Below are 25,946 nucleotides of genomic sequence, written 5' to 3' on the forward strand. Positions count from 1 at the left end.
CACATGCAAGTTATCCTTCTGGAACGTGTGGCCAAACTGGGCCAAATGGGCGAAGTCGTGGACGTTAAGCCCGGCTACGCACGCAACTTCCTGCTGCCGCAAGGCAAGGCGCTGACCGCGTCGCAGAACAACATCGCTCGTTTTGAGGACCAGAAAGCGCAGCTAGAAGCGCGCAACCTGGAAACCAAGAAAGAAGCGGAAGCTCTGGCAGAAAAGCTGGACGGTCAGCAGTTCATCGTGATTCGCTCCGCTTCTGACGCGGGCGCGCTCTACGGTTCCGTCACCCCCCGTGACGCGGCAGACGCAGCCACCGAAGAAGGGTTCTCGGTCGACAAGAAGCAGATCGCTCTGCTTTCGCCGATCAAGGATCTGGGCCTGCACAGCGTTGCTGTGAAGCTGCACCCTGAAGTCGAAGTTCAGATCAAACTGAACGTTGCACGCTCTGCTGAAGAAGCTGAGCTGCAGGCCTCGGGCAAATCGATTCAAGAGCTGGCCGCTGAAGAAGAAGCCGCTGCTGAATTCGAAATCTCCGAGCTGTTCGACGATATCGGCTCTGCCGCTTCGGACGACGACGACGATGCAGCCCCGGCTGCAAGCGACGACGAGACCAACGCCTAATCGGCCTTGGATCTATCCGACATTGAGAAAGGCCGCTCCATCCGGGGCGGCCTTTTTCATGTGCCCATTCAGATGCTGCGATCTGCAGACAGATCAAAATCGCCTCAAACTCACCGCATAAAGCGCTGCGTTGGTAACCTCATCTTCGCTGGTTTCGACCAGTCTTGGACCCCGCCGTGGGCTTGTGCCTGCGCGTCTGTGTTCGACGATATGCAGTCATCTGGGGGTGACCATGGAAGAGGAACTGATCCGGGAAGAAACCGCATTGCGCCGCCGTCTGCTGTTGCGGCTGCTGCGGGGGTTCAGCTTTGAGAACCCGAGCCACAAGGGCGAGGCCATCAGCAATCTGGTGCCGCCGGAACTGATCACGGCAGAGCTGACCCGGCACAATCCGCATAGGATCATTCAGCCCTGAGTGCTCTGGCGGAGCCGCGAAGGCTCCCCCTCGCGGCCCCTTTGCATGTGCATCCCAAGCGGGCCGCAGGCACGGGAGCCGTGTTGGGACGGGGCGATGCCCGGTTCATGCGCGTCGAAATCCTGCGGCGTCCGGCAGCCCGGCACAATTGAATAGCGGCTAAAATTTTAGCCAGCAGTGCTCGCGGCGCGATGCCGCCTGGCCCCGGTCACCAACTGGGGGATATCCGCCGATGCCAACATCTGCCGTTTGCCCAAATCCCCTCCCCCGCCTAACCTGCCGCCGACCCGGCCAGACCGGGGATCTAACAGGCAGTTTCCATGATTGATCGCAGAACGGCTCTGGCCTTCCTTCTCAGCCCGCTGGCCCTTGCTGCCTGCGGAGATGCCCCCGCCGCAACCGAACGCGCAGCGGAGCCGCCGCTTTATCCCAATGAAACACCGGAGCTGCGCCGCAAGATCAATTTCTGGGCCGACCATTACGAGGTGCCGCGCCCTCTGGTGCACCGGCTAGCGATCCGCGAGAGCACCCATCGCCCCTGGGCCATCAACCGACCTTATTACGGGCTGTTGCAGATCCTGCCCGCCACCGCGCGGTCCATGGGATTTCGAGGCAGGCCGAAGGATCTTCTGGATGCGGACACCAATCTGAAATACGCGGTCAAATATCTGCGCGGGGCCTGGCTTCTGTCTGATGGCAGCTATGATCAGGCGGTGAAGCACTATTCACGCGGCTATTATTACGCCGCCAAACGCCGAGGCATGTTGCGCGAAACGGGGCTACGCCCTTAAGGATTCGAACACAACCACCTGATAAAAAACAGATTTTGTAGTTTTACGCGACAGGCTGCCGCCGAACCTGTTAGCGCAAAACTGTCACATGACGGCGGGCATTTTTCTGCTAGCATGGATGTCTATTATAAAAAGACGTGGGAGCGAAAAATGCCTATCCAACTTGACCGCCGGTCCTTTCTGGCTGGCAGCGCTGGTCTGATTGCGCTGCATCCGTTTTCTGTTCAGGCGGCCTCCAACCAGGTGCATCTGCGCCTGATGGAAACCACCGACCTGCATGTGCATGTGTTTCCCTATGATTACTACGCCGACAAGCCGCGCGATACGGTGGGTCTGGCCCGCACCGCCTCGCTGATCGGCGATATCCGCGCTGAGGCGACCAATTCACTGCTGCTGGACAATGGCGATTTCCTGCAGGGCAATCCGATGGGCGACTATATCGCCTATGAGCGGGGCATGAAGGAAGGCGACACCCATCCGGTCATTCAGGCGATGAATGCGGTGGGCTTTGATGCCTCGACGCTGGGCAACCATGAATTCAACTACGGGCTGGATTTCCTGATGAAATCCCTCGCCGGGGCCGATTTCCCGGTGGTCTGTGCCAATGTCGCCAAATCCACCGGCGCCGGGCCGCGCGACGACACAACCCTGCTGCCGCCTTATGTCATTATGGAGCGCGAGCTGACCGATGGCGCAGGCAATACACATGCAATCAAGATCGGCCTCATTGGATTTGTCCCGCCGCAGGTGATGAACTGGGACCGCCGCCATCTGGAGGGCAACGTTCAGGCGCGCGACATTCTGGAAACCGCCCGCGCCTATGTGCCGGAGATGAAGGAAAAAGGGGCCGATATCATTATCGCGCTCTCTCATTCCGGCATTGGCAGCGCACAGGAAGCTGATGGAATGGAGAACGCCTCGGTCCCGCTGGCGGCGGTTGAGGGCATTGATGCGATCATGACCGGCCATTCACATCTGGTCTTCCCCTCCTCCACCTATGCGGATTTTGCCGGGGTCGATGTCGACAAGGGCACCATCCACGGAACTCCCGCCACCATGGGCGGGTTCTGGGGCAGCCATATGGGTCTGATTGATCTGATGCTGGAACGCGATGGTGCTGGCTGGCGCGTCGTCGGCCATGCGTCTGAAGCGCGGCCAATTTCTCGGCGTGAAGAGGACCGCTCGATCACCGCCCTGGTCGACAGCGCACCGGCAGTGCTGGCGGCAGCACAGAAAGAGCATGATGAGACGCTGCAATATGTGCGCCGCGCCGTGGGCAAGACCGACGCGCCGTTGCACAGCTATTTTGCTCTGGTTGCGGATGACCCGTCGGTGCAGATCGTGTCGATTGCCCAGACCTGGTACATTGAACAGATGCTGAAAGGCACCGAACATGAGGGGCTGCCGATCCTCTCTGCAGCGGCCCCGTTCAAGGCCGGCGGTCGTGGGGGGGCGGAGTATTACACCGACGTGCCTAAGGGCGATGTGGCGATCAAGAATGTCGCCGACCTCTACCTCTACCCCAATACCGCCCGTGCGGTCCGGGTGACCGGCGCGCAGGTCAAAGACTGGCTGGAACGCTCTGCCGGCATGTTCAACCAGATCACCCCCGGTGAGGCGGATCAGGTGCTGCTCAACCCGGCCTTCCCCAGCTACAACTTTGACGTGATCGACGGGGTGACCTATCAGATCGACCTGTCGCAGCCTTCGAAGTTCGGCCCCAAGGGCGCGTTGGAAAATCCTGACGCCAATCGCATCGTCGATCTTGAGTTCAACGGCGCGCCGATCGACCCCGCGCAGGAGTTCATTATCGCCACCAACAATTACCGCGCAGGCGGCGGTGGCGCCTTCCCCGGCGCGATGGGTGACACGGTTGTCTTTGAGGGGCCAGACACCAACCGCGATGTGATCGTGCGCTATATCGTTGAGAAGGGCACCATCAGCCCGCAGGCGGATGCCAACTGGCGGTTCGCCCCGCTTGCGCAGACCTCCGTGCTGTTTGACACCGGCCCGAAGGCGGCGGCTTATGTCGACAGCGTCGAGAGCATTGCGATTGAACCTGCAGGTGAAGGCCCGGATGGCTTTGCACGCTACAGGATTTCTCTGTGAACAAACTGTTTCCATTTTGAGTGAAATAAACCGATTCCTGCCGTCCGGCGATACGTCACCGGGCGGCAGATCTAGGCGCACACGCCCCGCTTGCACACTATTTGTTGCGGCGCGCCCTAAAGGTTAATTTTTACAAATTTCGAGCAAAATTACGCTCTCCTTACTCTTTTTTAGGCATTTGTTTGCCAAATTACTGCCCCCTTCTTGCGACAGAGTTTTCCGACATGCCATGTGTCGGACAACGCTGAACACCAGCAGTCCGCATCAAGACGGTTGATACGCAAGAGGAGCAGTGACAATGCCAAACGGCAGTTTCAACGACTTTCGCAATGCGCTTCTGGCGTTTGAATCCGGCTGGGATCGGGACCGCTACGACGCCGGGCAGATCAGCGACGCACAGCTGACACAATGGGCCGGTGCGCCGGTTGGCAGTTTTTATCAGGGTCTGAGCAGCTGGGGCCAGCTGAACGCGACCCAGTGGCGCGATATGGCCTATCACTCGACCAACTCGCTGGGCTTTGTCGGCTATCAGTTCGGCGAGGCGCTGCTGATTGACCTAGGTTATTACCGGGATGATTTTTACTACCTGGGCGGTGATAGCATCAACCGCTGGGACGGCACCTGGACCGGCAAGAATGGCGTCAACAGCCTCGATGATTTCAAGACCCATGCCGCGCAGGACACAGCCATCAATGAGGCCTTTGGCTATAATTTCGAGATGCTCAGCTACTATCTCGGCCAGCAAGGGCGCAGCCTCGCCGATTACGTAGGTGAAACTGTCTCCTACCGCGACGTGAATGGCGCCATGGTTGAGGTTACCCTGTCCCTGACCGGGTTGATGGCTGCCGCACATCTGCGCGGTGCTTCCGGGCTGGCAACACTGCTGCTGAGCGATACCGCGTCGACGGATGAATACGGCACCTCGATTCTGAAATACGTTAAGGATTTTGGCGGCTATGACAGCCCCACCGCCGACGCGCTGATCGCCTTCTGGCAGGATCGCAAGGCAGGCGGCAACGCGCCGCTGGATATGGGCGAGCCTGAAGTGGGGGAAACCCTGCTGGGAACTGTCAGTCGCGATGTGCTTGACGGAACTGGAGCGGATGATCTTATTTCCGGCCGAGGTGGCAATGACCGGCTTGCCGGACGTGCCGGCGATGACGACCTGCGCGGCGGCGGCGGACGAGATCGGCTGATTGGCCAGAACGGTGACGACAAGCTGAATGGATCCCATGGGGCAGATACGATCCGTGGTGGTGCGGGCAATGACACGCTGGTTGGCGGCAACGGTAATGACAAGCTGTTCGGCCAACAGGGCAATGACCTGCTGATCGGCGGCAATGGCGCCGATACATTTGCCTTTGGCAGCAATCACGGGCGCGCGCGGATCCGAGACTTTGAGATCGGAACTGACAAGATCGATATCCTCAGCGGGGCTGAGACCCTCAATCAGATTGATTTCACCGCGAAAGGCAATCACGTTGTGATGGCCTTCGACAACGTGGTTGTAACGGTGGAGAATGTTTCGGTGGCGGAGTTGTCAAACTCCGATAACTTTTTGTTCTGACACTCATTTCCGACGAAGGCTGGAGAAACCACGCTCACATCATTCCGCGCCGCCCTTGGATAAGCCCAAGGGCGGTTTTTGCTTGTGACGGGCGCCCTCAGCGGTCCGGGTTGTCCCATTTCTGATCCGGAAAAGAAAAAGGCCACCCCCGAGGGGCGGCCTGTTCCATAGTCAGAAGCAAGAGCCCGCGCGAAGGCGCAGGCCCGAGGTCTGATTACTCGTCTTCCAGGGCCTCAACGGCGGCCTGCAGATCGTCTTTGGAGACCTCTTTCTCTTCCACTTTCGCCTGTTCGGCGATGTGGTCGATCACTTTGTCTTCAAAGATCGGCGCGCGCAGCTGCTGCTGCATTTGAGCATTCTGCTGGATGAACTCAAAGAACTGACGTTCCTGACCGGGGTACTGGCGTGCCTGCTGCATGATCGCCTGGGTCATTTCTGCGTCGGTCACTTCGACTTCGGCTTTCTGGCCCAGTTCTGCCAGCAGGAGGCCCAGACGCACGCGGCGTTCGGCCAGCTTGTTGTGCTCGTCAGTGGCTTCGATCTCTTCGTGATCATGGCCCTGAACCTCGGGGTTTTCCTCGTGCCACAGCTGGTGCGCGATTTGTTTGGCTTCTGCTTCGACCAGCGAAGGCGGCAGGTCGAAGGAGACCAGATCGTCCAGCTTGTCCAGCAGGCCGCGCTTCATCACGGCACGGGCCGCGCCGGTGTATTCGGCTTCCAGGCGCTCGGAGATCTGGCCTTTCAGGCCAGCGAGGTCTTCGGCGCCGAATTTCTGTGCCAGCTCGTCATTGATTTCTGCCGCTTTAGGGGCTTTCACCTCTTTCACGGCGCAGGAGAACACGGCTTCTTTACCGGCCAGATGCTCGGCCTGATATTCCTCAGGGAAGGTGACGGTGACGTCTTTTTCTTCGCCCGCTTTGGTGCCGACCAGCTGCTCTTCAAAACCGGGGATGAAGGAGTTGGAGCCCAGTGTCAGCGGGTAGTCGTCGCCTGCGCCGCCATCAAAGGCTTCGCCGTCAACCTTACCAACGAAATCGATGACAACCTGATCGCCATCTTCTGCCGCGGCACCGTCTTCGCGGGCTTCGAAATCCTGCGCGGTTTCTGCGAGGTTGGCCAGCGCTTCGTCAACGGCTGCGTCGTCTGCTTTCACGACCAGCTTTTCCAGCTCAACACCGGAGAGATCAACGTCGGGGATCTCGGGCAGTGCCTCATAGGACATCTCGACGTTGACGTCGTCGCCCTCTTTCCAGTCTTCATTGGTCATTTTCACGTCGGGCTGCATGGCCGGACGGTCACCGCTTTCCTCGAAGTGCTTGTTCATCGCACCGTCGATGGTTTCCTGCATGGCTTCGCCGATCAGACGCTGGCCGAACTGCTTCTTCAGCAGCGCCATGGGAACCTTGCCCTTGCGGAAGCCTTTCATCTCGACTTCGGGCTGTGCCTCGACCAGTTTCTCATTGACCTTAGCGTCCAGCTCGGCGGCGGTGACGGTGATCGCGTAACCGCGTTTCAGACCTTCGTTCAGCGTCTCGGTGACCTGCATCATATTCCCCATAGAGATTCGGGGCGCGCGCGCAGGCGCTCCCCCAGACAATTTGTGGCCTTCTATTTGCACATGAGCGGCGGCGCAAGAGGGATTGCCTCAAGAGCGGCCCCGACCGGGGCGGATGCGGCGTTTTTTGGCCCTCCAAAAGAAAAACACGCCCAAAGGGGCGTGTTTTGAGGGTGTACGGCCAGCTGAAGAACAATTCAGTCCAAGGTCAGGCAGGCGCGGCAGCCGTGCCACAACCGCCCTGCCCCGGCTGATTGGATCAGAACTTCCAGCGGGCCCCTGCCATAATGGACGAGGAGTCCTGATAGCTGGTCGCGCTGGTGTCCGAATAGGAATAGTCACGGTAGGCGACATAGGTCTCAAGGTTCAGATTGTCGAAATTCTGAACCGCCGCGACGCCCCAGGATTCAGCACTATCGCCGCTGGTGACCATATCCGAGCCGTCATAGTAATCGATGGCAAAGGACGTCGCCCCAACCGACAGGAAATTCGCGGTGTAACCCAGCTTGGCGAAGGCATAATCGCCGCCGGTGTCCCGGTCGCCGCCGGCAACGGCGAAGGACACGCCCGACGGCTCATGCAGTGCCGCAAAAGAGGCTACAATATCACGAGTTTTGGTGCCGGGGCCGTTCTCATTCCACACCGCACCCAGGGCGCCATTGATGGTAAAGTCACCGAGGTCATCATTGGTGTAGCGCACCGCAACATCATAGGCTTCGCGATCGGAATTCGAGCGCAGGATTTCCTCGCCGTAAGACGCCGACACGGTGAAGCCGCTGAATTCCGGCGTATCATAGCGCACCCGGCCCAGGCGACCGCCGTCCAGGCTGCGGAAGGCAGACCCGATGCTGACGCCGGACAATGCGCCAGAGGAGGTGCGGAACAGGAAACCGCCAGCAGAATCCGCAATCGAGGATGTCTGGATCACGCCAGTGCCGGAGAGATCAGACTCCGCCAGCCCATCCGATGCCATGGACCCCTGACCGAAAGAGAACGTGCCATACCGCGCGGTCGCATATTGGAGATCAACCTTGCGGATCCGGGTGCGGTCCCAGCTGATATTCTGAGGGCGCCCATTCTGGTCCACCCCGTCAGAGGAGCGCAGACCAAACGCGGTCTCGAAATTGAACCGCAGGGTGTTCTCGCCAAAGGGCTGTTCCAGCCAGAATCCGATACGGGAGTTTGAATTGGCGTTGTCGACAAGCGCGCTGAAATCGTCGCCGCCGTCGTCAAACGACTGGAAGGAGGGGTTGAACTGACCATAGTAGCGGAAGGTCCCGCCCGAGCTGTTCTCGTAGGTTGGTCCGGCCACCGCAGGCGCTGCAAGGCCGACAAAAAGCCCAGAGACCAAGGCCGTCGCCCCGAGGTGAGAGGCAAATCTGGTGTTCATGAGGAGATGCTCCAATATTGTTCAGGGCAGCTCCCTCTCCATCCCTGAGGGGCTGACCTGTCGCAGGTGCTATCACGCGTTTTTTCGCGGCAGTAGGCTTGAAATATACCGCGCTGCTTCCCTTGCCAGCGGCGGGACAAATTCTCTCAAAATTGTGATCGGTGGAATCACACGCGCGGCTCGCCGCACGGGGCGCGTATTGGATCCGCGACAAGGGTGTCATCACGGAACGTAAACCGAGCCCGAGTCAGGCGCAAAAACAGATCAAAACATGCAGGTTTTTCACAAGTTTCCACGGTTTATTAACAGCCGGCCGATAGTCGTGGCAGATCGACAAAGCAGGTACTCAGACTATGAAATTCAAGACTTCCATCAAGACGGCCGTATTTATGATCGTCTTCCTGGCCAGCGCAGTCATGTTCGCCCTGATCGGACTGTCGCGCTATACGGATCAGCTGCGCACCGAGATCGAGGCGGAGGTTACCGCGGTCGAAGGGTTTGCACAGACACTGTCAGAGGTGAGCGCTGATTTTCAGAGCACCCGTCTGGTCGAGATGAGCTTTCGCCTGAAACCGAGCCACGACGTCCTTGCCACGCAGGCTGATACGATGGCGCATCTTTCCAACCGGATTGAGAGTGCAAAAACCCAGATCTCGGCGCTGGACGGCATGGCGGAGGCCTCGGACAATCTGCGCCAGCTGGCAGCAGCGATCACCGCTTATGAGGCCGGGTTTGCCGAGGTGGTCGCCAGTCAGGAACGGCTAGGCTTTGACGAAACCGATGGGCTGCAGGGGGCGCTGCGCAGTTCCGTGCGCAGCATTGAGACGGCGCTGAAAGACACCGCCGAGCCTGACATGACAATCAAGATGTTGATGATGCGTCGCCATGAGAAAGATTTCATCATGCGTCACGCTGCAAAATACATTGAGCGTCTGAACGCGCGGGTTGATGAATTCCGTGCCTTTCCTGGCAGTTACTACAAGAATATCTCGCAGCGCGCCCGAATTGGCAGCCTGCTGACCAGCTATCAGAATTCCTTCAATGCTTATGCTGAGGAAGTCACCCAGATCGATGACCACTACAAGGCGCTGGACGTCATTGAGGCGGCCGCTGAACCGGTGTTGGCCGCCATGAATGAGCAGACAACGGCCCGCCTGGACATGATCCATGCCAGCGCGGCTGAGGCGATCAGCACGGCCAATGCCAATGCGCTGAAGGCCGGGTTAGGCGGGCTTGGCATCTTTGTCGTGGTGGCGTTCTTCCTGGCCATCGGCATCTCGCGGCCACTGTCGCGGGTCAATTTGGTCCTGCAGAAAATCATGGTCGGCGATTTCTCCACCCCGGCGCCGCAGTCGCGCATCAGGGAGGTTTCGACCATTGCCACCGCCGTTGAAGAGCTGCGCGCCGACAATGAGATGAAGGACCGGCTGACGCGCGACATCTCAGAGGTGATCCGCGCCTGCGCCGCCGGTGATTTCTCCAAACGGCTGCAGGTGGAGGGGGCCAGCGGCTCCTTTGCGGAGCTGGGTCGCGGCGTGAATGCCATTGGCGATGCCGCCGAAGGCGGGCTGGGCGATATTCGCCAGGTTCTGGACACGCTGGCGGCCGGCGATCTGACCCAGCGGATGCCGGAGGGCCAGAAAGGAATCTTCAAGGAGATCGCCAACGCAGTCGACAACCTCAGCGACAATCTGACCGGAATGGTGCAGCAACTGTCCCACAGCAGCGAGGTTCTGAACTCCACCGCCGCAGAAATTGCCGCCGCCGCAGATGACGCCTCGCGCCGGGGCGAAACCTCTGCCGCCTCTCTTGAGGAAACAGCCGCCGCCCTGCAAACGCTGGATGACACCGTACGGGGCACCGCCGAGGGCTCGGAGCAGGCCAAGGATATCGTACGCGACGCCTTCACCCAGGCCCGCACCACCAGCGAACTGGCCAGCCAGACCATCAGCGCGATGCAGCGGATTGAGGATTCGTCCGGCGCCATCGCCAAGATCACCGACCTGATCGAAGATCTTGCCTTTCAGACCAACCTTCTGGCGCTGAACGCGGGGGTCGAGGCCGCCCGCGCCGGCGAGGCCGGTCGCGGTTTTGCGGTCGTCGCGTCAGAGGTCCGCGGCCTTGCGCAGCGCTCCGCCGATGCGGTGCAGGAAATCAATCAGCTGATCGACGTCAGCACCCATGAGGTGGCACAGGGCGTGAAACTGGTCGATCAGACCGGCACTGCCCTCGCCTCCATCCAAAGTTCCGTGGAAGCGGTGGTGGGCAAGGTTGAACAGATTGCCGCCACCACGGTCGAGCAATCCAACGGGCTTTCCGAGGTGAACACCGCGGTTGTCAGTCTGGATCAGAATGCGCAGAAAAACTCCGCCATGCTGGAACAGACCGCCGCTGCCGGCCAGATGCTGCGCGAGGAAGCTCAGACATTGGTGCAGGCGGTCTCTGGCTTCGCCATTGATCCCACCAGTCGCGTCAACGAGCGCACCCCGCCGCCCGCGACCGACGATTGGGCCGACACCACCTTTGATGACAGGGACACCTACGCCCGCTCAGCGTGACGGGGGAAAAGACCACCGCATCGGTGCAAGACAAAAGCCGGGAGACACCTGATGTAACGGGTGTCTCTCAGATCGGTGGCCTATTTCAGGCCCCCAGCGAAAAATAATGCGAGGGCCAGAGTGCGAACCGAAACCCCGCAGAGACGCGATTATTCAACAGTATCAAGGGATAAATGGTGCGGGTGAAGGGACTTGAACCCCCACGCCTTGCGGCGCCAGAACCTAAATCTGGTGCGTCTACCAATTCCGCCACACCCGCATCCTGACGATGGGCGCGCCCACCGTGACGCGCTCAATAGCAAAGCTTTTCAGCGGATGCAAAAGGGAAAGCACTCTTTGGGCAAAACTTTTCCACGCCTTCCCTCCGCCGCCCGCTTAGAAAATATCAAGCTTGCGCAGAACAGCCGGAATTTGCTCCGGCAGGTCTTCAGCGATGAGCCCCGGGCCGAAGTTCAACGCGCATTCGACATGCAGATATGCAGCTGTTTCTGCCGCCTGCATCGGGTCCAATCCGCGCGCCATCAATCCTGTGATGAACCCGGCCAGCACGTCGCCCGACCCGGCAGTCGCCAGCCAGGGCGCGGAGCGGTCGTAGTGGGCGGAATTCACTGAGCAGAGCCCGTTCGGCGCGGCGATCACCGTGTCCGGCCCCTTGAACAGCACCACGCAGCCCGCGCGTTTGGCAGCCTCTCGGGTGGCGTCCACCTTGGAATAGGCGGGGCCGGTTGTGGCGGGCGCGTTCAGTTTCTCTGCCAGATCTGGAAAGAGCCGCGAAAATTCACCGCCATGCGGGGTGATGACACAGTTTTCGTGCAGCACCTCAAACAGCGCCTCAGCACGGTCCTCGAACTGCGTCAGCGCATCTGCATCCAGAACCGTGGCGCGGTTTGCCTGCAAAACCTCCAGAACCAAGCCCTCTCGATCAGCGGCCAGCCCAAGCCCCGGCCCAAGACAAACCGCGTTGAAACGGCTGTCCTGCAACAGCGTGCGCAGCTCATCCGCGCCATCCATCTGTCGCAACATAATCGCGGTCAGCTGGCAGGCGTTTTCCATCATCGCCGCACGTGGCGTGCCAACCGTGACCAGCCCCGCCCCGATCCGCAACGCGCCGCGGGCGGCAAGACGGGCGGCGCCGGTCTTGCCGTGGCCGCCGGAGAGGACGAGGGCGTGGCCGTGGGTGTATTTGTGGCTCCCGCCCCTCTTCCTTATTACGTCTGGCTCCGCCAACTTCGCAACGGCGCCCAGTTCAGTGCCTCCACCTGTTTCCAGGCCAATGGGCTTCACCACAACTTTGCCTGACTGCTCAGGGCCATTTACTAGGGCGTGCGCTAGCTTCATTCTGTGAAACGTCACGGTCAGGTCAGCACGGATTTCCTCAAACTCACGTGGTGGCTTCTCGCTCTGCAATATTTCACCAGAGTCGGTGCAGACCCCGCTGGGCAGGTCAATCGAGACTACGCGGGGAGCGGGAAAACAGCCCTTTCTCAAGGGTTCTTTGAGACGCCACTCGGTTATCTGGGTCACCCAACCGAACGAGTTAAATTTCTCGACCGGCCGGGTAAGGCCAGTTCCGAACAGCGCGTCAACAAGAAGAGTGTTTTCACGGTATCGTGTAGGATCAAGCGCAAAAGCGCCTTCCCCCTCATCATAGTATGGAACTACACCACTCAGCTCCCGCCACCGCTCATAATTCACCTTCGCATCCGGCGGCAGCCTGTCCGGGGCTCCATACAGAAACACCTCGACGTCCCAGCCGCGCTCCTTCAAGAGTCGCGCCACCACAAAACCGTCGCCGCCGTTGTTCCCCGGTCCGCATAAAACCACTGCACGCCGAAAGGGTTCGCCGCCCATATTCTGGCCTGAATTATCCCGGGGAGAGACCTGAGGCCGGGGGGCAGCCTCCCCAGCCTGGTAACCCAGATCCGCATCCAGCTCCGGCCATTCCTCAAAAATGGCCGCAACCACGCCCTGCCCGGCCCGCTCCATCAGCTCCAGCCCGGTCACCTCACCAGCGGCAATCGCGGCCTGTTCGATGGCGCGCATCTGGGCGGCGGTCAGCAATTCGGTCATGTCTGGGGCCTCTTTTTCATGTCGTGGTCATGTCGCGATTCAAAATTGCGCGAAAATCAGGCGCTGTGCTTAATTTTTAGGCAGAGACCGCGAAATCAGGCGCAGTTTCGCCGCAGCGCTTGCGGCTATTATTGTCCCCGCTCAGTAGAAGTGATCTGACCTCTCTCGACAAGGTTGCGAGGAGCCATGCCGATGAAAAAGATCGAAGCCATCATTAAGCCGTTCAAATTGGACGAGGTGAAGGAAGCCTTGCAGGACGTGGGCGTGCAAGGCCTGTCGGTGATTGAGGTCAAGGGGTTTGGTCGCCAGAAGGGTCACACCGAACTCTATCGCGGTGCCGAATACGTCGTCGACTTTCTGCCGAAGGTGAAAATCGAGGTGGTGCTGGACGATGATCAGGTCGACGCCGCAATCGAGGCCATCGTGGCCGCGGCCAAGACCGACAAGATCGGTGACGGCAAGATTTTTGTCTCCCCCGTAGAGCAGGCCATCCGCATCCGCACCGGCGAAACCGGCTCGGACGCGCTCTGAGCCTGACACCAGAACACAGGGGTGCCCGCCGTCGCTGATGGGCGCGGCAGCCCGGACACACATAAGATTACAAGATCAGAAGGACCATTGGAAATGAGCGCAGACGCAGTTCTGAAGATGATCAAGGACGAAGACATCGCCTATGTCGACATCCGTTTCACTGATGTGCGGGGCAAGCTCCAGCACGTGACCGTTGATGTCGACCTGGTGGACGAAGACTTTATCGAAGAAGGCTTCATGTTCGACGGTTCCTCCATCGCAGGTTGGAAGTCGATCGAAAACTCCGACATGAAGCTGATCCTCGACACCAGCTCCGCCTATATCGATCCGTTTTATGCCGAAAAGACCCTCTGCATCCATTGCTCCGTGGTTGAACCCGACACCGGCGAAGCCTACCCGCGTGACCCGCGCGGCACCGCGCAAAAGGCAGAGGCCTATCTGAAGTCCTCCGGCATCGGTGACGTCGCCTATATGGGCCCCGAGGCGGAATTCTTCCTGTTTGATGATGTGCGCTTCTCCAACACCATCAACAAAGTGTCCTTTGAGGTCGACGCAACCGACGCCTCCTGGAACACCGACACTGAATATGAGATGGGCAACATGGGCCATCGCCCCGGTCTCAAGGGCGGCTACTTCCCGGTGAACCCCATCGACGAAGCCCAAGATCTGCGCTCCGAGATGCTGTCCACCATGAAGCGTCTGGGCATGAAGGTCGACAAGCACCACCACGAGGTGGCCTCCTGCCAGCACGAACTGGGTCTGATCTTTGACAGCCTGACCAAACAGGCTGATGAGCTGCAGAAATACAAATATGTGATCCACAATGTGGCCCACGCCTATGGCAAATCGGCAACCTTCATGCCGAAGCCGATCTACGGTGATAACGGCACCGGCATGCATGTGAACATGTCGATCTGGAAAGACGGCAAGCCGCTCTTTGCAGGCGACAAATACGCAGATCTCTCCAATGAAGCGCTGTATTTCATTGGTGGTATCCTGAAGCACGCCAAGACGCTCAACGCGTTCACCAACCCCTCGACCAACTCCTACAAGCGCCTGATCCCCGGCTTTGAGGCCCCGGTTCTGCGCGCCTATTCGGCCCGCAACCGCTCTGGCTGCGTGCGGATCCCATGGACCGAAAGCCCGAAAGCCAAGCGCGTTGAAGCCCGTTTCCCCGATCCGGCCGCGAACCCCTACCTGTGCTTTGCCGCACTGCTGATGGCCGGTCTGGACGGCATCAAGAACAAGATCGATCCGGGCGAAGCCATGGATAAGAACCTCTATGATCTGCCCGCAGAAGAGCTGGCCGATATCCCCACCGTCTGCGGCTCCCTGCGCGAAGCGCTGGAATCGCTGGCAGGCGATCACGACTTCCTGCTGCAGGGCGACGTGTTCACCAAAGACCAGATCGAAGGCTACATCGCCCTCAAGATGGAAGAGGTGGAAACCTACGAACACACGCCGCATCCGGTGGAATACGGCATGTACTACAGCTGCTGATCCCCGATCACGCAGATTTACTGGGCGCTCCCATCACTTGGGGGCGCCTTTTTCGTTTGCAGAGCCCCACGCCTTTTGCAAACCCCAGCCCCCGGCCAAACCTTGTCTGACAGATGCACCCCGACCGCCTGGGGCACTGCCTTTGGTTGACGCTTTGACTACCGACCGGGCTGTCGCGCGCTCTGGATTTCATATTCTCAACACTGCCCCCCCCTTCCCCGGCGCAGCCTGATCGTTCCACGCAAGCCCTCAAGGTTGACCTCGCGTCACTCAATCGGAAACACTGTTAGCCTCACGCCCAATTTGTAAGGGCTACGGCATCAATATGGCCGTCAGCTGCCCAGTTCTTGCCCAAATTCAAAGAGGCGCTTAGGGCGGATTATTATTTTACTGTTAATTTTCAAATGGTTAAATCAATCACAATACAATCGTCAAATTGGAAAGGAATTTTTTACCTCTCAGCTGTCACCGCCTCACTTTCTGCCATTTCAAATTTTAACTTAATTGCTGAAGCACCTGAGCGGAGGACCCTGACGGTGACACAGGTAGATCAGTATAAAGGCAAGCTGGGTTTTGAAATTCGAGACCCAGATGCGCTGTCCAGCGGCTCGACTGCTGTGGTCGATACATTGGAAGAATACGGCCACAGCGTGCGCCAGTTCCAATCGCGAAACCCCAATCTGATCCGCCTTGATTGTGATCACTACCGGGTTGAACTGCGCTACCGTCGCCATCCGATCAAACCAACGCAGGCCAGTGCGGCTGGTACTGACAGCACCGAGACACCGCTGCGCAGTTCGCTTGGCGTGACGCTGACCCCAAACCACCCGGACCACTGCGATGTGGAGCTGAGCGAGATGTTGCTGGCGATGATCCTGCGCCGCCTGGCCGAGGATCTGGATGTGGCGACGGTGGACTGGCTGCATGTGCCCTTCACCCTGACCCGTGACGCTTTCCTTGGGGTATTTGAAGACGCGGAAACGCAGGTGGAAACCCACGCGGAGGCTGTTGCAGACCACGCCACGCTGGACATTTCTCCTGTGACCGAAATCGCCGCGGATATCGCCGACAGCCAAGCCGCCAAGTCGAGCGCCCCGCTCAGCCCGCAGACGACACACGAAGCGGACGCCCCTGTTGCGACACCGATTGATGCCGCCCTTGATACGCCGCCGCCTTCGCCGCAGCTTGCCACCGGCGCCAAGCCTGTTGCAAATGGGCGCCTGCGGGGACGCGCCTGTTTTGAGCCGGTCGAGGTAACGGTTGCGCAGCTGGAAGAACATTATGCCGCAATGTTGCAGTCCCCGGACACCCGCGCCACCGGGCGCCATGCTGTCGAGGCGCGCAATCGGGCCCGGGCCCGCGCCAAAGCGGTTATGACACAGTCCCGCGGCAGCGGTGCCGCCGTTGCCCGGTTGGGCGGTCTTCTGGCGGCCATGCCGCAGCGGATGATCGCAACCACCAGCCATCTCCTGCGCAGCCCGCAGCTGCGTGGCCATCTTCACATCGTCTGCGGCGCGACGGCCCTTCTTGCGCTGCAAAGCTCGGCTGCCATCGCCTTTTAGACCTCCCGGTCTTCACTCAGCGCGAGGCTGCCGGTGCCCCCCACTGGGCCATCACATCCGTACGGGTCACGACACTGGTGTGGATGCTGAACACAACGGCGCGGCTCTGCGGCAGGCGCAGGATCGTCTGCCGCTCACTGCGCATATAGCCCGCCGTTTCGACGCCGGGACGCGGGCGATCGCCACTGGCGCGGCGCGGCTGGTGCAGCGTCGCATCGGCGTACCACAGCGCATTGAACCGCCACATCGGCCGCCCCACCTGCACCCCGTCAAACAGCCGCTGCACCCGCGCAGCAATGCCAGAATCATAGCTGTCGACCGGCGCGTGAATGGCAATCAGTGGCCGCCCTGCTTTCTCCGCCAGCGTCCAATTTGCGGGAAAGCACAGGATCGCGCCGGTCAACACATGCTCTTGCGCGCCCTCCGGTTTTTCCAAAATGCAGAAATCCTGCTGGGCAATCCGGCCAAGCGTGCCCAGCGGATCTTCCCAATCCAATGCCACCTCGACCCCATCGGGGCGGACCACGTGGGTCCGGGCCGTATCCGGGTAGAGCTGTGCCAAAACCGCGTCCAACAGCTCAGAGGCCGCTGGCATGGCCTCGGGCGCGCAATACAGGACCTGCGTACGGCACTGCTGCAACAGCCGCTCCCGCTCCGCCATCTGGCCCGCGCACGCCTCATCAAAGTTCAACCAGTCCTGCGGCGCCAAGGGCTGAATACCGGGCAGCTTGCGCTCTTCCAGCGGATTATACGGCAGGCGGGTTTGCAGAATCTTGGTCATGACATGTTGTAGCAAGCCAGACGCGCAGCGCCACCCGCAACGTGAGACAGGCTGACCCATTCAAATCTGTCTGAAAACGACCGTTTGCGCGGTCGCATTTGGTGGCGACTCATCTTCGCGGCACGGGTCACATTGGACAGAGATGTCCAGCGGCCAATTCAAGACGATGTCGAGTACGGAGCCAGAGATGAACGAGCATTACCGCGACACCCGCAAGATCGACCCCACGCGCGGTGCCACCCTTGGCGACAACACCCCCAATGATCAGGACCGGGTCGAAATTGGGCCGACCCGGCTGGCCTTCGGCGAATGGGCGGCTGCGGGTCTTCAACTGCCCGATCTTCAGGCCATGCGGCGCTATCGCTGGGAGCGGCTCACCCGGTTCATCAACGATCGCGATTATGCCGGACTGTTGGTGTTTGATCCGATGAACATCCGCTACGCGACGGATTCCACCAATATGCAGCTGTGGAACACCCACAACCCGTTTCGCGCGCTGCTGATCTGCGCCGATGGTTATATGGTGATGTGGGACTACAAACAGGCGCCGTTTCTTAGTGAATTCAACCCTCTGGTGCGCGAACAGCGGGCCGGGGCCGATCTGTTTTACTTTGACCGGGGCGATAAGGTGGATGTGGCGGCGGACGCCTTCGCCAATGAAGTGCGCACACTGCTGGCGGAGCATAGCGGCGGCAACACGCGTCTTGCGGTGGACAAGATCATGCTGCACGGGCTGCGCGCGCTTGAGGCGCAGGGGCTTGAGGTCTTCCCCGGCGAGGAGTTGACCGAGAAATGTCGCGCGGTAAAAGGCCCGGATGAAATCCTCGCCATGCGCTGCGCCAATCACGCCTGTGAAACCGCCGTCGCCGAGATGGAGCGCTATGCCCGCAGCGCCATACCCCGCAGTGGCATCAGCGAAGATGACGTCTGGGCCGTGCTGCATGCCGAAAACATCCGCCGCGGTGGTGAGTGGATCGAAACCCGCCTGCTGACTTCAGGCCCGCGCACCAATCCGTGGTTTCAGGAATGCGGCGGGCGGATCATCCAGAACAATGAAATCGTCAGCTTTGACACCGATCTGGTCGGCTCCTACGGGATCTGCATCGACATCTCGCGCAGCTGGTGGATTGGCGACCGGGCCCCGCCCGCAGATATGGTCTATGCCATGCAGCACGGGGTTGAGCATATCCAGAGCAATATGGAGATGCTGAAACCCGGCGTGAACCTGCAGGAGCTGTCGCGCCACTGCCACCCTCTGGATGCGCAGTTCCAGAAACAGAAATACGGCTGCATGATGCACGGCGTCGGACTTTGCGATGAATGGCCGCTGGTGGCCTACCCGGATGCCATGGTCGAGGGTGCCTTTGATTACGAGCTGGAGCCGGGCATGGTGCTCTGTGTTGAGGCGCTGGTCTCCCCGGAAGGTGGTGATTTCTCGATCAAGCTGGAGGATCAGGTGCTGATCACCGAGGACGGATATGAGAATCTCACCACCTACCCGTTTGATCCCGCGCTGATGGGAAAGCCGTGATGCCGCCGCCGCAATGAGTGGCGACAAAACCGCCGTAGTGCCCCACCTGGCGAACGGCCGCTGATCCTGTGGGGCGCTTAGCAGCCTGCGCTGTGCAACCGGGCCAGTTTTTCCTGCAAGATCAGCACACTATCCGCCTGACTATACTGCGCCAGCTCTGCCAACGGCACCCAGGCGAGTGCCTTGGACTCCGCGCTGGCATGGATATCGCCTGCTTCAGCACGAAACACGTAGCGCACATCATAGTGCAGATGCGCCGCCTCGCGGCTGTTGGCGGGTATTTCGTGGATATCAATGTCAAACACCTGATCGGACAGCAGGCTAATCCGGGCCAGACCGCTTTCTTCATAGGCTTCTTTCTGGGCGGTAAACCGGGCGTCGGCGATGCCGTCGCAATGTCCCCCCAGTTGCAGCCAACGGTCCAGTTTGGCGTGATGGGTCAGGAGCACCGCTGACAGATCGGGTGACAGGACAAAGGCCGATCCCGTCACATGGCCGGTCGTTGGATCTCGTTCAAACGCCTTTGGTTCGCGCGCGCAAAACGCGGTCAGGCGCTGCCACATCTGCTGGTCACGCGCATCCTGCGGCGCGAAACCTCCGATGCCTGCGCAGGCCTCGGCCAAACGGTCTGTTGTCAATATCCCTCACCTTCCCGTGACGTGGGCGGCGGATGCCTTGTGCCCGCCCGCCTGTCGCCGCACCTTAGGGTGACCCCCAGATAAAGGCGAGCCTGATGCCCACCGAACGCATTTCTTTTTCCGGCCACTCCGGTGACCAGCTGGCTGCGCGGCTGGACCTGCCCGAAGGGCCGATCCTGTCCACAGCACTTTTTGCCCATTGTTTTACCTGTTCCAAGGACATCCCCGCCGCACGGCGTATCTCAGCCCGTCTGGCGGCGATGGGCATCGCCGTGTTGCGGTTTGATTTCACCGGTCTTGGCCATTCCGATGGTGAATTTTCCAATACCAACTTCAGCTCCAATGTCGCCGATCTGGTGGCGGCGGGACAGTATCTGGCCGGGCGCGGGCTGGCGCCATCATTGCTGATCGGTCATTCGCTGGGCGGCGCTGCGGTGCTGCGGGCGCGGGCCGGGCTGCCATCGGTGCGCGGTGTTGTCACGCTGGGCGCGCCCTCTGACCCGTCCCATGTGGCGCATCAGTTTGGAGATGCGCTGGAGGTCATTGAGGCCGAAGGCGCGGCGGAGGTCTGTCTGGCTGACCGCCCGTTCCTGATCCGCAAGCAATTTGTCGATGACATCCGCGCCGAGGCGCTGACCAGCGCCCTTGCCGGTCTGGATGCCGCCCTGCTGGTGATGCACGCCCCTCTGGATGCCACGGTCAGCATCGACAATGCCGCCGATATCTTTGTTGCCGCGAAACACCCCAAGAGCTTCATTACCCTAGATGATGCCGATCATCTGATCACGCGGCCCCGTGATGCGGAATATGCCGCTGATGTCATTGCCGCCTGGGCCGGGCGCTATATCGATCTGTCCCCCCCGGCACCGCCCCCCGGCGCGCCTGAGGGTGTGTTGCGCGTCACCGAAGCTGATCCCAATGGGTTCCTGCAGGATATCCAGTCCGGCCCGCGCCATCACACCTACGCGGATGAGCCACTGGCCTATGGCGGCAGCAATCGCGGCATGACGCCTTATGGGTTTATCTCGGCGGGGCTGGGTGCCTGCACCTCCATGACCATCCGCATGTATGCCCGCCGTAAGGGTTGGCCCTTGGAAGGCGTCAGCGTCGATGTCTGCCATGACAAGGTTCACGCACAGGACGCGCTGCCCTCCGGTCCCGCGCAAATCGACCAGTTCACCCGTGTGATCTACCTCAGCGGCAATCTGACCCAGGATCAACGTGCCAAACTGCTGGAGATCGCCGACCGCTGCCCGGTGCATCGCACGCTGGAACATGGCGCCAAGGTCACCACCCGATTGGATGAGCCCGAGAGCGAGGCAGATGTAGATCCCGCGCATCTGCCGTTCTGACCGGTGCGCCGTGCCCCGGCCCGATGAAATCACCACGAGCCCCCTTGCAAATAGGGGGCTTCGACCGTGACTGACGCGCGACCCAATTATCGGCAGGCTATGGGCAGTCTCGTGGCCTAGGCAGACCGAACATCATCCTTCCCACCATAAGAGACCTGTTTTTGCGGGCTTTCTGTCGCGGCGCGCGCCCCTGCCCTTGCCCTGTAGGGCGCGCTGCTCTAAGACCCGCGGCATCATCCGCTTCCCTTCTGCCCTGCTATGAAAAGGTGCTGCTGCCCATGATCCCCCGCTATTCCCGTCCTGAAATGGTTGCCATCTGGTCGCCGGAAACCAAATTCAAGATCTGGTACGAGATCGAGGCACACGCCTGCGAAGCCATGGCCAACCTTGGCGTGATCCCGCGCGAAAACGCCGACGCGGTTTGGAAAGCCAAGGATGTCGAATTCGACGTCGCCCGCATCGACGAAATCGAAGCCGTCACCAAACATGACGTCATCGCCTTCCTCACCCACCTTGCCGAACACGTCGGTTCTGAAGAAGCGCGTTTTGTGCATCAGGGCATGACATCCTCTGACGTGCTGGACACCTGCCTCAATGTGCAGCTGGTGCGCGCCGCCGATATTCTTCTGGGTGGCATGGACAAGGTACTGGCCGCGCTGAAAAAACGCGCGCTGGAACATAAGGACACCGTGCGTGTTGGCCGCTCTCACGGCATCCACGCCGAGCCGACCACCATGGGTCTGACCTTTGCCCGTTTCTACGCCGAGATGGACCGCAACAAACAGCGCCTGCAGAACGCGCGCAGCGAAGTCGCCACTGGCGCGATTTCCGGCGCGGTTGGCACCTTTGCCAATATCGACCCTCGCGTTGAAGAACACGTCTGTGAGCAGCTCGGCCTGAGCCCCGAACCGATCTCGACACAGGTGATCCCGCGTGATCGTCACGCGATGTTCTTTGCCACGCTGGGGGTGATTGCCTCCTCGATCGAAAACATCGCGGTAGAAATCCGCCACATGCAGCGCACCGAAGTGCTGGAGGGGGCGGAATTCTTCTCCATGGGGCAGAAAGGCTCCTCCGCGATGCCGCATAAGAAGAACCCGGTTCTGACGGAAAACCTCACCGGTCTCGCACGTCTGGTGCGTATGGCGGTGATCCCGGCGATGGAAAACGTGGCTCTCTGGCATGAGCGCGATATCTCGCACTCCTCCGTTGAGCGCGGCATCGGCCCCGACGCCACCGTGACCCTGGACTTTGCGCTGAACCGTCTGGCTGGCGTCATCGACAAGATGCTGGTCTTCCCGGAGAACATGCTGGACAATATGAATAAATTCCCCGGCCTGGTGATGTCGCAGCGGGTACTTCTGGCGCTGACGCAAGCGGGTGTCAGCCGCGAAGATGCTTACGCCATGGTGCAGCGCAACGCCCTCAAAGTCTGGGAAGATCGCGTTGATTTCCGCGAATTGCTGCTGGCGGATGCTGATGTGGTTGCCGCCCTCGGCGAAGAGGCGATCAACGAGAAATTCGACATGGGGTATCATACCAAACATGTCGACACGATCTTCAAGCGGGTGTTTGGCGCCTAAGCCGGAGTTCACCAGCAACCACAACAAGGGGCCGTTCTGTCAGCGACAGGGCGGCCCTTTTTCTATAGTCATACAGTGCTGGGATCACGTCTCACCGTCTTGTTATCGCGCGGTTGCGGCCAACCGTCTAAGGTGGAGCGATCCAAAAGGCCGCAGAGCTGCGGCGCGCGCGACAAAAGGACAAACTGATGCCTGCCATGCTGACACATAATGCCCCCCATGCCCGCTCTCTGCCTGCATCTGCGATGCGCGCCAGCTGCGCGACCCTAACCGCGCTGGTGCTCTCTGCGGCATTTGCCAGCGGCGCATTTGCCGCCGGAAGCGGTGACAGCGCGGCGCCAAAACCGACCAACACCACCAAAACCTGCAAGGGCGCGAAGGTCTGGGACGATCAGAAACAGCGTTGCGTTGCACCAGAGCAATCCTCCCTGGACCCGGATGAGATGTATGATGCGGTGCGCGAACTCGCCTATGCCGGGCGCTACAGCGACGCGCAGGCGGTACTGGCCGCGATGCCTGACCAAACGGATAGCCGGGTGCTGACCTATTGGGGCTTTACCTATCGTAAGCAGGGCTATCCCGATCAGGCGATGTCCTATTACACTCAGGCCATCGCGCAGGATCCGCAGAACCACCTTGCGCGCTCCTACATGGGTCAAGGGTTTGTAACCGAAGGAAAATACGGGCTTGCGCTGGAACAGTGGAAGATCATCCGCGCCACCGGAGGCAGCGACAGCTGGGCCGAAGTCTCCCTGCGGGACGCTCTTTTGTCCGGACAGACGCAAAGCTACTGATTTTCAGCATTTATTTACTGCTTTGCCCCTAGATTGGAGACAACAGAAAGAGAATCTTTTTGGCTAGGGCTCATAAATGCAGAATGAAAATGCTTTGGCGCTTCCCATGGCGGCCTCCTCAGATGATTTGGGTGATTTTTCCGCCCCGGCTCCGCTCGGCGGTATGGATCTGGGCGGCGATTTCGGCGGTGGTGACTTGGGCATGGGCGGCATGGGTGGTGGCGCGCTGGATATGCCTGCCATGGGTGGCGGCGGTCTACCTGCTGCCAAATCCAAACTCAGCGGCAAGGCGAAGGCCGCCATCGTGGTGCGCCTGCTGCTGAATGAAGGGGCCGATATTCCGCTGGAATCGCTGCCCGATGATCTTCAGATCGAACTGACACAGCAGATGGGCCGCATGGGGCTGATCGACCGCGACACCCTACATGAGGTGGCCGGTGAATTTGCCGAAATGCTGGACAATGTCGGATTGTCCTTTCCCAACGGGCTGGCCGGTGCGCTCTCCGCGATGGAGGGCAAGATCAGCCGCCAGACCGCGAGTCGCCTGCGCAAGGAAGCGGGCGTGCGCCAGTTTGGCGACCCATGGGAGCGTCTGCGCGCCCTGCCGCCAGAGGATCTCGCCGAGCTGGCAGAGGCCGAAAGCACCGAGGTCGCCGCCGTTCTCCTATCGAAGCTGGACACCACAAAGGCGGCGCAGATGCTGATCCACCTGCCTGGCCCGGTCGCCCGCCGCATCACCTATGCCGTCAGCCAGACCGCCGCCGTGACCCCGGATACCGTCGATCGCATCGGCCTGTCCCTCGCCGCGCAGATTGAGGCGCGGCCGGAGGTCGCCTTTGACGAGACCCCGGGCCAGCGCATGGGCGCCATCCTGACCCAGGCGGCCGCCGGCAAACGCGACGAGGTGCTGACCGCGCTGGACGAAGAAGACGAGGAATTTGCCGGCGACGTGCGCAAATCGATCTTCACCTATGCGCTGATCGCCCAGCGGGTAAGCCCGGTGGACGTGCCAAAAATCGCCCGTGTTCTGGCGCAGCAGGATCTGGTCACGGCCATCGCCTTTGCCACCGACGAAGAAGATGTCGAAACCAGCGAATTCATGCTGGCCAATATGTCCAGCCGCATGGCCAACAACATCCGCGAAGAGGTGAGCGAGCGCGGCAAGGTCAAGCGCAGTGTCGGAGAAGGCGCCATGAGCACCATCGTCAACGCCCTGCGGGAGCTTGTGAACTCCGGTGAGGTCGAACTTCGCTCAGCCGAGGATGAAGAAGAAGAGTAAGCCCGCGCGATCAGGTCTCCGCATTGGCCTGTGCCTTCCTGCCTGCGGTCGCACACATATGTCGACAGCCCTAGAGATAACTGATGCCCGACCACGCCCATCTGCGCCACCGCTCTGAGACGGGACCTCAACGGATACCGCAGTGATCGAAGGCGCCCTGCCAACGGATCAGCACCCCGGCCCGCGCCTTGTCTGCTGATCCGTAGCTGAGACTTGGCATCGCTGGCATGTGGCCTTGATACCCCGCCGCCGTCAGGGACGCAGTTCCGCTGAGCGCGGCCCGCAACTGCGGATCACCGCCGGGCTTGCTTGTGCCTCTCTGCGCTGCCGTTTATGGTCGCGGCGATATTGTCTCTCCAATTGCAGGCCCTCCGGACATGCCCGTCGATCCCTCCACCCTGTCCCCAGGCCGTCGCGCCAGTTACTACGCCAGCAATCTGGCTCTGCGTGGTCTTATCGGGGCGCTTGGGCTGATCCCCTATGAAAAGCGTATTCCGGCAATGGGCTGGGTGATGCGCAAGGCTTCCCCTCTGGTGGGGTTTCACAATCGGATCCGTGATAATCTTGCGCTCACCTGTCCTGAGCTGCCGGAGGCGGATGTCGCGCGGCTTTGCGATGAGGTGAGTGACAATATCGGCCGTGTCGTCGCCGAGCTCTATGCCGGACAGCCGTTTCTGGAGCGCGCCTGGGCGGCGCCGGTTTCCGGCCCCGGCCTGCCCGCGCTGGAGCGCGCCCGCGCGGAGGGGCGACCGGTCATTCTGGTCACCGGCCATTTCGGCAATTACGACGCCGCCCGCGCCAACCTGATCCGGCGCGGCTTTTCCATGGGGGCGCTCTATCGCCGGATGGCCAACCCCTATTTCAACGACCACTACGTTCAAGCAATTGAAAAAACCGGCAAGCCGATGTTCGAACAGGGCAAACGCGGCATGATGGAAATGGTCCGTCACCTGAAACAGGGCGGCATCATTGCGATTGTCGCGGATCTGCACGCCCATGGCGGGGTCAACATCGATTTCTTCGGTGAACCCGCCGTGACGTCCATTGTGCCGGCAGAACTGGCGCTGAAATACAACGCCGCGATGATCCCGGTCTATGCCATTCGCCAGCCCAACGGCCTCGATTTTGAAATTATCGTGCAGGAGGAGATTGCCCCCTCTGATCCGGTCACCATGACAACCACCGTCTGCAAACGGCTGGAGGATCTGGTGCGCCAGCACATGGGGCAATGGTTCTGGGTTCATCGGCGCTGGAAACCCTATGTGCCGATCCCGAAATCCTCGCCGACAGGTCAAAGGTCCAGCTCCGACTGACCCCAAGAT

20 protein-coding genes and 1 tRNA gene are annotated in these 25,946 nt (G+C 60.4%); 15 read left to right on the forward strand and 6 right to left on the reverse strand.

Annotated elements, in window-relative coordinates; translation table 11 throughout:
- Positions 1–3 precede the first annotated feature (3 nt).
- From rplI to D1820_RS04925, 5 genes are all read left to right on the forward strand, one after another.
- The gene (gene rplI / locus D1820_RS04905) at positions 4–618 is read left to right on the forward strand and encodes a 50S ribosomal protein L9 (RefSeq protein WP_040169455.1); all 615 of its coding nucleotides are present in this window, start codon (positions 4–6) and stop codon (positions 616–618) included.
- Between the two features lie 232 nt (positions 619–850).
- Positions 851–1,033, forward strand: coding sequence for a peptidyl-tRNA hydrolase (locus D1820_RS04910; RefSeq protein ID WP_118068067.1), 183 nt, complete (start codon positions 851–853; stop codon positions 1,031–1,033).
- A gap of 320 nt (positions 1,034–1,353) precedes the next feature.
- Positions 1,354–1,824 (forward strand): transglycosylase SLT domain-containing protein, encoded by a 471-nt coding sequence (locus D1820_RS04915; protein ID WP_040178672.1) that lies wholly within the window; start codon positions 1,354–1,356, stop codon positions 1,822–1,824.
- Positions 1,825–1,974: 150 nt separating this feature from the next.
- Positions 1,975–3,933: a bifunctional 2',3'-cyclic-nucleotide 2'-phosphodiesterase/3'-nucleotidase gene (locus tag D1820_RS04920; protein ID WP_118070039.1), complete on the forward strand. Its 1,959-nt coding sequence runs from the start codon at positions 1,975–1,977 to the stop codon at positions 3,931–3,933.
- A gap of 298 nt (positions 3,934–4,231) precedes the next feature.
- The gene (locus tag D1820_RS04925) at positions 4,232–5,500 is read left to right on the forward strand and encodes a calcium-binding protein (RefSeq protein WP_118068068.1); all 1,269 of its coding nucleotides are present in this window, start codon (positions 4,232–4,234) and stop codon (positions 5,498–5,500) included.
- A 214-nt stretch (positions 5,501–5,714) separates the two neighbouring features.
- Here the strand turns inward: D1820_RS04925 and tig are convergent, their stop codons facing one another.
- Positions 5,715–7,046, reverse strand: a complete 1,332-nt coding sequence (tig, locus tag D1820_RS04930) for a trigger factor (RefSeq protein WP_118070041.1) — start codon at positions 7,044–7,046, stop codon at positions 5,715–5,717.
- Positions 7,047–7,314: 268 nt separating this feature from the next.
- Entirely contained in the window at positions 7,315–8,445 is a 1,131-nt protein-coding gene (locus D1820_RS04935; protein ID WP_118068069.1) for a porin, read from the reverse strand.
- A 353-nt stretch (positions 8,446–8,798) separates the two neighbouring features.
- Here D1820_RS04935 and D1820_RS04940 point away from each other — a divergent pair, with 353 nt between their 5' ends.
- Positions 8,799–11,003, forward strand: a complete 2,205-nt coding sequence (locus D1820_RS04940; RefSeq protein ID WP_118068070.1) for a methyl-accepting chemotaxis protein — start codon at positions 8,799–8,801, stop codon at positions 11,001–11,003.
- A gap of 174 nt (positions 11,004–11,177) precedes the next feature.
- Here the strand turns inward: D1820_RS04940 and D1820_RS04945 are convergent.
- Together D1820_RS04945 and D1820_RS04950 are read right to left on the reverse strand one after the other, a co-directional pair.
- Positions 11,178–11,262, reverse strand: a tRNA-Leu gene (locus D1820_RS04945).
- Positions 11,263–11,378: 116 nt separating this feature from the next.
- Complete coding sequence (locus D1820_RS04950) at positions 11,379–13,073, reverse strand: NAD(P)H-hydrate dehydratase (protein WP_118068071.1); 1,695 nt, start codon at positions 13,071–13,073, stop codon at positions 11,379–11,381.
- A gap of 192 nt (positions 13,074–13,265) precedes the next feature.
- Between D1820_RS04950 and D1820_RS04955 the strand changes: the two genes are divergently transcribed.
- The 3 genes from D1820_RS04955 (at position 13,266) to D1820_RS04965 (ending at position 16,666) form a co-directional block, all read left to right on the forward strand.
- Positions 13,266–13,604 carry a P-II family nitrogen regulator gene (locus D1820_RS04955; protein ID WP_014874894.1) on the forward strand — a complete coding sequence of 113 codons (339 nt, stop codon included), beginning with the start codon at positions 13,266–13,268 and terminating at the stop codon, positions 13,602–13,604.
- A 93-nt stretch (positions 13,605–13,697) separates the two neighbouring features.
- A complete protein-coding gene (glnA, locus tag D1820_RS04960; protein WP_118068072.1) occupies positions 13,698–15,104 on the forward strand; it encodes a type I glutamate--ammonia ligase in 1,407 nt (468 codons plus the stop codon).
- A gap of 536 nt (positions 15,105–15,640) precedes the next feature.
- A complete protein-coding gene (locus D1820_RS04965) occupies positions 15,641–16,666 on the forward strand; it encodes a hypothetical protein (protein WP_118068073.1) in 1,026 nt (341 codons plus the stop codon).
- Positions 16,667–16,682: 16 nt separating this feature from the next.
- On the opposite strand, the gene D1820_RS04970 is transcribed toward D1820_RS04965, so the two are convergent.
- Positions 16,683–17,447 carry a DUF3445 domain-containing protein gene (locus D1820_RS04970; protein WP_118068074.1) on the reverse strand — a complete coding sequence of 255 codons (765 nt, stop codon included), beginning with the start codon at positions 17,445–17,447 and terminating at the stop codon, positions 16,683–16,685.
- 187 nt (positions 17,448–17,634) lie between these two features.
- Between D1820_RS04970 and dddP the strand changes: the two genes are divergently transcribed.
- Positions 17,635–18,978, forward strand: a complete 1,344-nt coding sequence (dddP, locus tag D1820_RS04975) for a dimethylsulfonioproprionate lyase DddP (RefSeq protein ID WP_118068075.1) — start codon at positions 17,635–17,637, stop codon at positions 18,976–18,978.
- 77 nt (positions 18,979–19,055) lie between these two features.
- Here the strand turns inward: dddP and D1820_RS04980 are convergent, their stop codons facing one another.
- Complete coding sequence (locus D1820_RS04980) at positions 19,056–19,616, reverse strand: NUDIX hydrolase (RefSeq protein WP_118068076.1); 561 nt, start codon at positions 19,614–19,616, stop codon at positions 19,056–19,058.
- Positions 19,617–19,711: 95 nt separating this feature from the next.
- Here D1820_RS04980 and D1820_RS04985 point away from each other — a divergent pair, with 95 nt between their 5' ends.
- From D1820_RS04985 to D1820_RS05005, 5 genes are all read left to right on the forward strand, one after another.
- Positions 19,712–20,968, forward strand: coding sequence for a bifunctional alpha/beta hydrolase/OsmC family protein (locus D1820_RS04985; protein WP_118068077.1), 1,257 nt, complete (start codon positions 19,712–19,714; stop codon positions 20,966–20,968).
- 278 nt (positions 20,969–21,246) lie between these two features.
- Positions 21,247–22,551 carry an adenylosuccinate lyase gene (gene purB, locus D1820_RS04990; protein WP_040178692.1) on the forward strand — a complete coding sequence of 435 codons (1,305 nt, stop codon included), beginning with the start codon at positions 21,247–21,249 and terminating at the stop codon, positions 22,549–22,551.
- Positions 22,552–22,739: 188 nt separating this feature from the next.
- Entirely contained in the window at positions 22,740–23,345 is a 606-nt protein-coding gene (locus D1820_RS04995; protein ID WP_118068078.1) for a tetratricopeptide repeat protein, read from the forward strand.
- Between the two features lie 76 nt (positions 23,346–23,421).
- Positions 23,422–24,624, forward strand: a complete 1,203-nt coding sequence (locus tag D1820_RS05000) for a flagellar motor switch protein FliG (RefSeq protein WP_096871514.1) — start codon at positions 23,422–23,424, stop codon at positions 24,622–24,624.
- Between the two features lie 377 nt (positions 24,625–25,001).
- Positions 25,002–25,937: a lysophospholipid acyltransferase family protein gene (locus D1820_RS05005; protein ID WP_118068079.1), complete on the forward strand. Its 936-nt coding sequence runs from the start codon at positions 25,002–25,004 to the stop codon at positions 25,935–25,937.
- Positions 25,938–25,946 lie beyond the last annotated feature (9 nt).

Source organism: Phaeobacter sp. LSS9, assembly GCF_003443595.1.
GTDB classification, from domain to species: Bacteria; Pseudomonadota; Alphaproteobacteria; order Rhodobacterales; family Rhodobacteraceae; genus Phaeobacter; species Phaeobacter piscinae.